Origin of the sequence: Siphonobacter curvatus (assembly GCF_002943425.1) — a bacterium.
GTDB lineage: Bacteria > Bacteroidota > Bacteroidia > Cytophagales > Spirosomataceae > Siphonobacter > Siphonobacter curvatus.
Window position 1 is genome coordinate 818,414 of sequence record NZ_PTRA01000001.1, and the last position, 12,454, is coordinate 830,867.

Here is a 12,454-nt window from a genome sequence, read left to right on the forward strand (position 1 = left end):
TTTTCGTGAAATGATGACAATTTTTTAAACTGTTACCTTTGTCTTGCTAACAAAAAAGTATTCATTTCGGCTCGTTAATCCTCAACTTCTATGAAAAATATTCTTGTCGCGGTTGATTTTACTGAAAATTCACGGCCTGCTCTTGAATCCGCAATTTTCCTGGCTTCTAAAAGCGGAGCAACGTTACACGTCCTGCATACGTATCTGCCAGTTTACCCCATGACCGAAACCGTAAGCGGCCCACCCGTGACGGTGGAATGGGAGGAAACCTATCGGCTCTCCGCTCAAACCCAATTGGATACACTAACCGAAGAAATGCGGGGGCGTGGCCTATCTCCGGAAATTTATCTCGAACTCGGCCCCGTGGGACCCGTCGTAAAGGATATGGTAGAATCCCACGCCATTGATCTGGTCATTCTGGGTCGGAGTGAATCCGATAGCTGGCTATCAGACTTATTTGGCAGTACCGCTACACAGTTGGTGAATGATCTGACGGTACCCCTGCTGATGGTTCCTGCGGAATTTTCGCAACGTGGGTTTACCAAGATTGCTTACGCTACGCAGCTTGAATTTACGGAAACGCACGTACTGAAGGATTTATACCGTTGGGCCGATTACATGGGAGCAACGGTACAGATCATTAATGTGCAGGCCGATCACGAGCCTAGTGTTAATTCCGATGAAGAACTGATGAACGAAATTCGAGCGGCGTTTCCCGACCGTCATACTACCGTATTGCAGCGAAAAGCGGACTCCGTAGAAGAGGGGATTCAGGAATTGTTGCACGATACGGAAGCCGATCTGCTGGTGATGAGTTCGCATCACCGAAATCTGTTTACGCAGATCGTGAATCCCAGTAAGTCTAAAAAGCTATTGCTCCACAGTCCAATTCCTACGCTGATTTTTCCGCTGGGCCGACTGAGTTAAGAGTGGTATGTATAAAAAGCAAGAAGTCCGAAGCAGTACTGCTTCGGACTTCTTGCTTTTTGTAATCTACTAGCGAACGATAACCACACGACCCGTCGCTTTAAAAGCCGGATCGATGATCGGATAGGATTGACCGTTCTGACTCAATTTCAGGCGATAGATATACGTACCGGGCGGAAGTCGATTCCCTTGATGGTCGGTTCCGTTCCAGAAATATTCGTTAGCTCCTACCCGCAGAGGCTGGGTTTCGTTACTGAGGATACGCAGCAATTGGCCCTGAAGCGTCATAATCTCAATGGTCATGGCATCGGGTAAACGGTCGCCCGTCAGTACCAGGTTAAATCGGGTATAGAGTTCCAGCGGGTTTGGACTAACCATAAACTGTTGCAGTCCCGTTTCCGCTTTGACCTGGAAATGGATGGCGTAAGGTAAAGCTCCGGCATTGTTACCGGCAACATCGCTACCCTGAGCCTGGAAAAAGTACGTACCTTCGGCCAGATTTTTAGGTTGGTAGGTTACCCGGAATTCATTCCCTGCCAGCGTATCCCATTTCATATTCGGGTTTTTGTAAGAAAGGCGTTGCAACGAACCTTCGGGTTGCTGCCAGTACAAGTTTACCCCTACCGTATCCTGTTTAATGGCGTATTTATTGGAATCTTTCACGCGAACGACGATCACCGGATTCGCCGAAACGTAATCCCCTTCGCGGATCGTCCGGCCATCAAACGTCACTTCCAGCGTCGGTGTCGTACGGTCGGCCTGCACGTTCAGAGCAAACGTAACGGTATTGTTGGTATAGCTTACTTCAGGTAACACCTGGGGATTGACACTAATCGAAAGACGATTTTCTCCAGCCTGCAAATTCCGGTACGTCAGCGACAGAGGAATCGACTTGGCCGCGGCTACCCGGTATTGTTTCGTAGTTGTAACACTGGCCGCGGCATTCGTAAGAGTTTCGGTGACCAGCAGCGAATCCGTAAAAGTGGCGGTGCTAAGTACATTGAAATTCAGGGCCTGCGTAAACGAAGCACCTTCTTCCAGCGTCAGCGGTAGCGTAGACAGGTACGAAGTACGTCCCTGTACGTATAAGGCTCCCTCCGGAACGCCTTGATACGAAACCAGCCAGCGTTTTAATTGTGGAGCCGTAGGACCACTGATTTTTTCCCGCAATCGCAAATACGGATACTGTTTGGCATCAATCTTACTGATGTCAATCAACGTTGAGGTGAGATTGGTGATCAATAGGGTTTCAGTACCCCGGGCGTCTACGCCGTATACGTCCAGGGAAGACTTTTGCTGCGTGTTTTTAGTAACCTGCTGGCGAATGGCACCCCAACGCGTGGTAGGACCAATCAGCGAAGAGGTCAGAACACCCGACGTGACCGATCCCGAAAAATCCCAGCGGCCGTTTCGCAACAACACCTGATCAGTCAGTACGTTTTCGAACTGCGTCGATTGACTTTGAGCCCAGCCGTCTTCCACGCCTTTGATATACGTGAATGAATACTTGGACCACTGGTTGGTACCGCTCACGGCCTGATCGGCATCGCGTACCCGCCAGTAATAGACGGTGCTGTCAGAAGCAAGCAGAGCTACTTTCCAGCCTTCGGCATTGCTGGAAGGCAACGTCGTTGTTTTTTTGAACGTACTGGTGAAGGCCGCCGACGTATCCAGTTCGAAGAGGATATTGCCCGCAGTTACGCTGGCATTCGTTGGCGTATATTCCGCCATCAGACGAGCCGTCGGTGCACCGTTTTCCTGGGTACCGACCATAGCAAAATCGTGTGGTAAGACAGGCCGGGCCAACGAACCGGGTAGAGCCAAACTGAGGAATGCTTTATTGTTTTGTTTGTTTAATTCATCAATTTGGTTGGTCGCATCGATCGTCACATCAAAGCGGTTAGTACCGCCGCTGTTGGCTGCGTTGGCTACGGTGAAGTACAACGTATCCTGATAGGCGACCGGGGCGTATTGACGCGAACCCAGGTCGATTTCACGACCGTTAGAAAGTGTCCGTTTCAGGCTGATGCTAAATGGCTTGACTAGGTTCCGACCAAGGTTACTCACCACCATGCCTACGCGGAAAGAATCGGCACTAGCTACGACTTCTTTGCCATCAAATCCTTTTAGAAATAAACCAGAATTAGTAACGGCGTAGTCGGGTTTCGTATAAGGAAAAGGAACGATGGCGGGATCGCCCTGCAGGACAAACTGTTGGGAGTGACCCAGAGCCATTTCGCCGGGATAGGCTTTTAAATACGTACGAATCGCCTTAAGTAAGGATACCCCAAACGATTGGCCCAGACCTAATTCGTTTTTGAACATCTGGTCGTAAAGTGCCGTGGAATAGCCGTTCAAATACGTAGGAAAACCGCTGAAACTGGTCGCAAGAGCCAGGATGGCTCCCCGATCGGCCGTATTCACCCAATCGGAGCTAAGGGGTACTGCAGCCAAGTTGTTATCGAAAATGTTACCGGCGTCACAACCATTGATGATCATGATCGGATACTTCCCTTTATTCCGGTATCCCAGCGACTCATTGGTCACGTATCCTACATCAATGTCGGAAATTTGAGCAGCAGCGTGACCAAAAAAAGTAACAATGCCTAAACCTTGATTGACCGGGCCTGAGATGTTAATAAACTCAACCGGATCATCCGTTTTTTTGGAAGTGATGGATACTTTGCCACCTAAATTATTCTTTTCGGCAATCGTCTTGTAGCTCTCAACGTAATTGCGGAATAAGTTGAGTTCGCCCGTAGTTTTACCCCCACTCAAGTGAAGGAAGGATTTTCGCCATAAAGCAGGCTCCTGACGTTCGTACTCTTTTACTTTATTTAAATAAGCTAATACTTCATTGGGCGTAGTCACGCTCAAACGACCTACAGGAATACCCGGAATGTCTTTTTCACCCGTTAAGCCTTCCACCGTAACCCAGTCAGAGCCGGGCCAGCCACCAGCGGGAACAAGGTTATTTTGGTAAAAGTCACCAATGAAGCGGTAAAACTGCGGAGCTATGGTTTTGCCTATCAAAAAGAGGTGCTCGGGTTTACCGTTTTGAATCATGTAATCCGTAAAGTGCCGAATGGCCACACCACTGCGTTCTCCGTAATTAAATTGATTGGCTAATAAATCAATATCTACTATCAGCGTATCGTGTTTACCACCGGCTGCCGAGGCCCGATAAGCAGCGTATTCTTTCACAATGTCTGCATAACCACCCGCCGGTTTCTGCAAGCGTTTATTGGTAACAATGAGGTAATTGCTTTTCGTAGGATCAATCTTACGGAAACCGATCCGTTGAATCGTAGCTACGGTTCTGGTTTCCCGATTCACCCAGAGATTTCGACCGGAAGTAGTCTGTGGAATGACCGCCGATAAAACGCCATTGTTCAATGTACCGCTAATGCGGCGGATCTGGTCGGGCTGGGTAATGTCATAAATTTGATCGCTTCCGGTAGCGGAGCCAAGCTGGATCAAGGAAGTGCCCGTCGTATTGGCTCGTAGCCGTAACGTTTTACCCATACTTACGCCCTGCATGGTGAGGGCTTGGGGGTAAGAAAGTTGCGTATAAACGACGTAGTTAGATTCATTTTCAAAGGTTCCTTTGGTAGAAAGAACATTTAAAACGTGTGACTGAGCCGATACATCCGTCCACTCGAGGGTAGTCTTGAATAACTTGAGATCGTAATTGGTGTAGGCAATTGTTCCCAAAAGCCGGTTCTGAGTCGCACTGATTCCGCCCCGAATTTCAAGGTTATGCGGATCAGCGGTGCCTCCATACACAGACAGTTCTAGTATAGGTTTATCGCCTGCCGTGTAAGGATTGGAAAGCGAAAAAGTATAATTCTTACTTTGTCCATTATTGATCCGAGCATCTGTATACCCTTTTCCGACTTCATAAGAGCTAATCGTCATTCCTGAAAGATAACGTACGCCAATTGGATACGTAGGACCAACGGGATAACCCGCTTTAAACAACAGAAGCTCATCCTGCCAATGAAAGGGTTCGGCCTGCAAAGCTCCCGGAGCCTGAGCCGCTACCGTTTCCATTCGTTTTCCAGGTTGATTGTCAAGTCGGTAGGTTAAGTAATAGTAAGTAGTATCGCTGAATAAACTTACTTTCGGGTTCGTCTGAAGCTTCGGATCCCGGTATAGCGAGGCATCCCGGCTGCCGTCATTGGGAACGCCGTAAAATTCAACGTAGTCGCTGGAGTCAAACGTTCCATCCGCTTGCCCATTTACCGTAATGGCCTGCTCCGTACCCTGTTTGAAGAGTTGGTAAGAAGCGGGATTCTTTTCAACCGGAAACCCAGCTTGTCGTAGCTGATCATAAGGAATCCGGTAAACGCCTTTCTCCCAGACCGGAATTTTGAAATACGTTTGTTCGTAGTTAATCCATTCATTACCAAATCGACCCTGCTGGGCGTAACTTCGGCTGAATAGCAGCAAACCAATGAAAAGAATATATAAAGTATAACGGTTGGCTAACATATAGGTGAATTATAGATTAGGGATAATAAGTTGGAATAAAGTACGCAATTTAAACAATTCTTTGGGTAGTAAATTCGTAAGCGGAATCATTATGAAAAATACGAGTACGGGTCTTTTTACTTTGGCCCATTGCTTCGCTCGTAGGGGTGAAGAAAGCCAGTCTAAGGCGGCTAGGCACCCCAGTAACGTAGCCGGGGCCAGTAGCCGATAGTTCAAGGAATCGAACGGGCTGATGAGTCGTAAAGTGGTAATGATCAAGCCATACAGACCCCCAGCGTAGAGGTACAGACTTGGTCTGGAAAGGCTAAGCGATACGTCTTTCCAGGAGTAAATTTTAAAAAGGTAAGTCAAGAGAACTACTTGTATACCTAGGGCTATCCAAAGTAGCGTATCCTCTACGGGAGCATCCCTCAGTAATACAAATTCGTTGAACCATCCTTGAGCAATTCCTCCTAAAAGAGCGGGTAAAGGTTCCGTTTCCACAAAGCGTGCACCACCCCATAGTGAACTGGCCTGCCAAAGGTTTATTCCAAAATACAAGCCGTAGCTTACAGCTAACGTACCAAACATACGTAAAGACCATTGAGCCCGGCGGTATGATTGGGTATACTGAAAATATACGGCTGCGATTGCCAAACTCACGCCCACAAAGCCACCGATGTAACGTACTAAAAAGGCAGCGTAGCTTAAGCCAAGAAAATAAAAGGAATGGGCCGATTCATACCTCCAATGGCGATAGAGTTGCAAACAAACCAACACCAGAATGACGATGAACAAGGTTTCTGACCAGGTATAAACGGCCATTTTCGTCAAATACCCCAGAGCAAAGCCTAGGATGTATGCCCGGTCACCGTAGGTTCGGTGTAGTACGTACAGGAGTACATAAAGAGCTAGGAGGTTGACTAGTTTAGATGCCCAGAGAAGCGAAACGGGCAGTAGTAAATGCACGCAGGCAATGCAGGCCGAATAGCCCAGGGGCCAAAGGGCATTCCAGCTACCGTGCCATTGATACCCTTCTCCGTTTGATAAAGCTAAGGCTGATTCCAGGTAAGCGTACGAATCCGGCGAGCACCCCTGGTTGGGGGCGAAGGGAATGATGCCACAAATCAGTAAGGTGTACAAAGCCCCCAAAACCAGTAGCTTATACCCTGGAGAAAAGACGAGCTTCATGCTAGATACAACGTTCTGAAAAGAACATGTTTAAACTTTCTTTGGAAAAACTTCTCCACCGTATAGTGAAAAAGGTAGGCAAAGGCGATACACAACAAAACCCCCAGCATTAAAATAAGCAAGCGAGATTCGATGCTTGTATAATAGCGGCTGGTTAAATGAGTGAAACGGGTACCGATGGGTAAATGAGTTAAAAACAAAGCATACGAAATCTGACCCAAAAACCGAGGGAAGCGAAACGGCAGCCGAAAAACAACAACGAAGAACGCGAACAATACGCCTAGTAAATGGACGAGATCGGATCGGTGCGTGTAGGCCGAAATGCAGACCAAGGCAAAAAATGTCCACCGAAAAGTCGAGGGTGTAATTGGCGTACGGTGCCATTGCCACGCTAAAATTCCTAACGCATATAAGGAACCGTCGTGGAATACGGAAAGGTGATTATCCGTAAAGATTCCTAAACTAGACAGGAGCACCAGACCGATGCTTTGCTGGGTAGGAGAAGCTCTGAGAAAAGAAGGGGCGGCTAGCCCTATCAACAGATAAAACTGCCATTCTACAAACAAGGTCCAGTACGAGGCATTCAGAAAAGGGTAATCAAACAAAGAGTTGATGTGTACCAAATTAGTGACTATGACGGGTAAATTGAGTTGAAAGGCAGAACCCGCATAATTGGAAGCAGTAGAAGAAAGATAGTTAAGAAAAACGACTAGAAATACGGAAAGGATAAAAGCAGGTTCTAGGCGTACGTAACGTCGTTTTAGAAATGAACCAAGGTTACGCCATTGGTACTGTTGATCAGCTAAAGATTGAATAATGACATAGCCGCTAATGATACGAAAGACCAGCACATTGAATGGATTGTGGTACAGGAGTCGTACCAGCACAAATTCCGGGGGAAATAACTGATCGGTACCCAGGTGCAATACGCAGATCGACAGCGAGGCTATCCCCCGAAGAGCATCAATATTCTGTAGTCGCTGGGTTGGTGTCATGACGGCAAAAGTAGAAGGTTTTCCTGAAAAGAACGCTTTTACTACTCACTTGCATTTCATCCCGTATTTGAGCCATTCTTCCTAATATATAAGCAGGAGAAAATTTATTTTGCCAACTACCTTGCATAACAAAGTACCTGCTATTACTTTTGTTTCAGAAACCGGATTAGGCTTCGGGACGAATAGCCTGCTCAGTCCACTTGATCAAGGAATGAAATGAGATCTTCCCGAACCTGTTTAAACATCACGCGAAATGAACCTGGAAAATGCTCAAGTGCAAATGCGGAAGGGAATCCTGGAATACTGCATTCTGCACATCATCTCGCGGGGAGAGGTTTATGCCTCTACTATGCTCGAGGAGCTGACTGCGGCCAAAATTATGGTCGTAGAAGGTACTCTCTACCCGCTTCTTACCCGCCTAAAAAACTCGGGTTTGCTGGATTATAAATGGGTAGAGTCTTCTTCCGGGCCCCCACGAAAATATTATATCCTGACTGAAAGCGGCCGCCAGTTCCTGTCTCAGCTACAGACTACCTGGGAAGAACTTCAGTTTTCAGTAAATGAAATTGTGGCGAAAGAATCGAAGGGCGAATAAGACCTACGGCGTACCCCGTTCCTGTCTGCTATCATGCTAACATTCAGTCATTGAACCAATGAAAAAGACCATATCCATCACCATTGCGGGAGTTGTTTTCTACATCGAAGAAGACGGCTACGACCGCCTGCAAGGCTATCTGGAGTCCATTAAACGCTATTTTTCTTCGTACGAAGGCAGTGCCGAAATCATCGAGGACATCGAAGCCCGTATCGCCGAAAAATTCTACGAAAAGGTCAAAAAAGATGAAAAACGGGCCATCACCTCCGAGGATGTCGAGGAGTTGATTCAGGCCATGGGTACGGTAGCCGATTTTGAAGCCTTGGAAGAGGATGAAGATTTCGGTACGCCCAAAGCCTCGTCGCAGTCCACGTACACGACGGCAGGACCGACTCAGACGACGGTTCCCCCCGTTCAGAAACGTCTGTACCGTGATACCAAACGTAAAGTCTTGGGCGGCGTCTGTGCCGGGATTGCACACTACCTCAACGTCGATCCACTTTGGGTGCGGCTGGCGGCTCTGGTGCTGTTCATTGGTACGCCCGTCTTTGGTGGCATGTCCGGCTTGGGCGATGTTTTTGGCCCCCTCAGTGGTATTGTCTTTATTATCTACATAGCCTGCTGGGTATCGTTCCCCGGTAATGCTAACCTGGAAGAAGATGAAAAATTACGGAAACTCTACCGTGATCCCGAAAAAAAGGCCTTAGGTGGGGTTGCTGCTGGGGTTGCTGCCTACACGGGTTGGGATCTGGGAATCATTCGCTTTGTCTGGGTACTGAGTATTCTGCTGTTTGGCTCAGGACTTATTCTCTACTTCGTTCTTTGGATCATTACGCCACAGGCCAAGACCCTCACAGATCGCATGAAAATGCAGGGGGAGCCCATTACGCTTACCAATATTGAAACCAATATCAAGAAGACACTGAACGTAGAAAATCAACCCGTAGAAAGTACGGCTACGAAGATTCTACTATTCCCTTTTCGGGCTATTGCGGCCATTTTCGAGGGCTTAGGACCGTTTTTTAACTTCCTGTTCGTACTCATTCGCATTGCTGCTGGTGCGATGTTGATTGTGATCAGTTTGGCCTTTATTCTGGGACTGGTGGTAACGTTAGGCGTTGCTCTAGGTCTTTCCGGCCTCGACCACTCCCGTATGGGTATGGATATTCCCGTGGGTTTGCTGAGTGATGCTTCACCGTGGATGTTTGTATTCAGCTTCTTGGGATTAATCGCTCCGGCTATTGCGTTGGGCATCGCGGGCTTGTCCTTACTCGGTCGTCAGAATTACTTCCGGCCCGTGGTTTGGCAAACGCTGCTGGGTGTCTTTTTAATCGGTACGATTGGGTCTTCAATAATGATTCCGCAGTATGTAGCTAATTTCGCCCGACGCGGTACGGTTGAAAAAACGACGTTTTTACCCACGGCTCAAACGCCCGTCTTCGACTTGAACGATGACGATTATGACGAGCACCGCAACGGTAGCCTAACCATGGAAGCCTACGAAGGCACGGAAATTAAATTGATCGAAGAGTTCTCCAGCCGTGGTCAGAGCCGGAAAGAGGCCGAACGTTTTGCGTCGCAAATCACGCACAAAGTCAGTCAGCGGGATTCGATCATTGCCTTTGACCAATATTTTGATCTACCCGAAGGCACGCCGTTCCGGGCTCAGGAACTCCGGATGAAGTTGTACATTCCGTACGAAAAAACCTTTAGTATGACGGAGAGTTTCGCCCGTTACGTAACCAATGTTTTCCCTCGGCAGCTTTTCGATAACAATCAGTTTGAAGGTTCTCTCTGGCAATACACGCGGGATGGTGAACTGATTTGCCTGAACCGTAATGTTCCGCAGGAAGAAGAAGATTCCTACAACCAGGATGAGAATGATCATTCGTACCAGAGTGAAATCGGACGGGGTACGCCTCAGGAATATAACCTAGATGGCTTCTCTAAACTGGATATTTCCGGTGGATACGCCGTCGAAGTGAAACGCGGAAGCAGCTACAAAGTGACGGTATACGCCGAAAACGAACGCCAGCTGGATGACATAAACGTACGGGTTTCGGGAAATACGCTAGTGATTGATCGTAAAAACCGCCTTGGATTCGGTTTCCGTAATCGACGTCAAAGCATTCGGATTGAAATGCCGGAACTGGAAAACGTAGAATTCACCGGAGCCGTGTCAGCCATCGTGAAGGGTTTTGATAACGTCGGTATTATTGAACTGACCGGAGCTTCTAAAGCTACGTTCTCAGGACTTAACGCCGAGAAAATGGAAGTAACGGTACACGGAGCAGCCGGACTTACCTTACTGGGTTCAGCTCAGATACTCAAGGCGGATGTTTCCGGAGCCTCACAACTGGAAGCTTTCTCACTCAAAGCCAATGAAGTGGAAGTAGATGCTTCCGGAGCTTCCAAAGCTCATGTGATGGCTAATACCATACTAAATGCCACGGCTTCCGGAGCCAGCCGAATTCAGTACAAAGGCAACGCGAAAGTGGAAGAAAATCACTCAGGAGGCAGTTCAATAGACCGCGAAGAGTAAGATTTCAAATAAGTATACTGCGTATTACCCTGCTTCGGTCCGCTGGCCGAGGCAGGGTTTTTTCGTTAATTGCTTCAATTATCAGCGATGCAGACCTAGAAGAGGAGTTTGAAATTCTGATCCGTAACGGCGGGCCGATTAACTCAACACGTAAGCATGAAACTTTTCACCGTAGAACAAATACGCCAATGGGACGCGTATACGATCACAAACGAACCCATCACTTCGGTAGATTTAATGGAACGGGCTGCGGGAGCATTTACCGAGTGGCTGCTGCGTACGGGACTGGCCGAGACGCACCGTGAAATTTTTATCCTCTGCGGTATGGGTAATAATGGCGGGGATGGACTGGCGATTGCCCGGCTCCTGTATCAGGCGGGGTATCGGCCTCACGTGTACGTGATTCGCCATTCCGAACGCAGTTCAGACGACTTCGTGATCAACCTGCAACGTTACGAAACCCTCGCTAAGGTACAGTGGTTAGAGGATCCGCAGACCCTGCCTTTGAATGAGACGGGTGTAATTATTGATGCTCTGTTAGGTTCCGGCCTTACCCGGTCCGCTTCGGGTTTGCTGGCTCAGACGATTAAGCAAATAAATGCAAGTAAGGCAGAGGTAATTTCCGTGGATGTTGCTTCGGGTCTCTTTGCCGATCAGGCGAATGACCCGGATGATGTCATTGTACAACCCACGCATACGGTAAGTTTCCAAATACCCAAATTAGCCTTTCTTCAACCTAAGAATGCTCCATACGTTGGGAAATGGCATCTAGTAGACATAGGGCTAAGTCAGGCCTACGTCGATCTAACGCCCAGTCCGTATTTTTATACCGATACTCGGGCCATTCCTGTACTACCGGATCGTGAGTCATTCTCCAATAAAGGAACGTTCGGACACGCTTTGTTGATGGCTGGTAGCTACGGCAAAATCGGTGCCGCCGTACTGGCTTCACGGTCCTGTTTGCGGGGTGGCGTGGGATTACTGACGGTGCAAGTACCCCGTTGTGGTTACACGATTATCCAGACTTCCGTGCCGGAAGCAATGTGTCTGACGGACGAGCACGAAACGGAATTAACGCAACCCAACGATTTAAGCAAGTATTCAGCCGTGGGCATTGGCCCCGGTATGGGTCAGGCGAAAGCAAGTCAGCAATTACTTCGCCAATTCATTGCCCAGGCTCAGGACATTCCCTGTGTAATCGACGCGGATGCTCTCAATATTTTATCGCAGGAGCGGGATTTGTTAGAACAGCTACCAGCGAAGACAATCCTGACGCCCCACCCAAAAGAATTTGAACGCCTATTAGGCAAACCCTGGAAAGATGATTACGAAAAATTGCGACTGCTCCAGGAATTCAGTACTCGCTACCGGATAGTGGTGGTACTGAAAGGAAAGCATACGGTCGTAGCCTCGCCCGATGGCGAATTTCATTTTAATTCCACGGGTAATGCCGGAATGGCAACGGGCGGTACGGGCGATGTCCTGACGGGAGTACTGACCGCCTTACTAGCTCAAAAACTAGAACCGAAAGAAGCGGCTATTCTGGGGGTCTATCGGCACGGGGAGGCGGGTGATCGAGCTGCTGCTCGTCGGGGAATGGTCGCTCTTACCGCCGGAGATGTAGTGGATGGCTTACGATGGTAAGTGTAAGGGTCTGATCATTAGCTGTTTGCTGCCATTTATAATTTCTTTGAAACACGGTTGCAGACTACTTAAATTTTAATGTTACCA

7 protein-coding genes are annotated in these 12,454 nt (G+C 48.2%); 4 read left to right on the plus strand and 3 right to left on the minus strand.

Translation table 11 applies throughout. The features are described 5' to 3' along the window. Positions 1 to 90: 90 nt before the first annotated feature. Entirely contained in the window at positions 91 to 927 is an 837-nt protein-coding gene (locus C5O19_RS03320) for a universal stress protein (protein ID WP_104709898.1), read from the plus strand. A 69-nt stretch (positions 928 to 996) separates the two neighbouring features. Here C5O19_RS03320 and porU2 read toward each other — a convergent pair whose 3' ends face one another. From porU2 to C5O19_RS03335, 3 genes are read right to left on the minus strand one after another with little or no spacing between them, the layout of a single operon-like run. After that, positions 997 to 5,421 carry a putative type IX secretion system sortase PorU2 gene (porU2, locus tag C5O19_RS03325; RefSeq protein WP_104709899.1) on the minus strand — a complete coding sequence of 1,475 codons (4,425 nt, stop codon included), beginning with the start codon at positions 5,419 to 5,421 and terminating at the stop codon, positions 997 to 999. A gap of 9 nt (positions 5,422 to 5,430) precedes the next feature. Next, positions 5,431 to 6,591, minus strand: coding sequence for a hypothetical protein (locus tag C5O19_RS03330; RefSeq protein WP_104709900.1), 1,161 nt, complete (start codon positions 6,589 to 6,591; stop codon positions 5,431 to 5,433). Then, positions 6,588 to 7,586: an acyltransferase family protein gene (locus C5O19_RS03335; RefSeq protein ID WP_104709901.1), complete on the minus strand. Its 999-nt coding sequence runs from the start codon at positions 7,584 to 7,586 to the stop codon at positions 6,588 to 6,590. Before C5O19_RS03335 ends, C5O19_RS03330 begins: the two co-directional genes overlap by 4 nt. A gap of 253 nt (positions 7,587 to 7,839) precedes the next feature. Here C5O19_RS03335 and C5O19_RS03340 point away from each other — a divergent pair, with 253 nt between their 5' ends. The 3 genes from C5O19_RS03340 (at position 7,840) to C5O19_RS03350 (ending at position 12,367) form a co-directional block, all read left to right on the plus strand. Next, positions 7,840 to 8,181 (plus strand): PadR family transcriptional regulator, encoded by a 342-nt coding sequence (locus C5O19_RS03340; RefSeq protein WP_094811767.1) that lies wholly within the window; start codon positions 7,840 to 7,842, stop codon positions 8,179 to 8,181. Between the two features lie 58 nt (positions 8,182 to 8,239). Further along, positions 8,240 to 10,723, plus strand: coding sequence for a PspC domain-containing protein (locus C5O19_RS03345; protein ID WP_104709902.1), 2,484 nt, complete (start codon positions 8,240 to 8,242; stop codon positions 10,721 to 10,723). 156 nt (positions 10,724 to 10,879) lie between these two features. Then, positions 10,880 to 12,367 carry an NAD(P)H-hydrate dehydratase gene (locus C5O19_RS03350; RefSeq protein ID WP_104709903.1) on the plus strand — a complete coding sequence of 496 codons (1,488 nt, stop codon included), beginning with the start codon at positions 10,880 to 10,882 and terminating at the stop codon, positions 12,365 to 12,367. Positions 12,368 to 12,454: the final 87 nt, after the last annotated feature.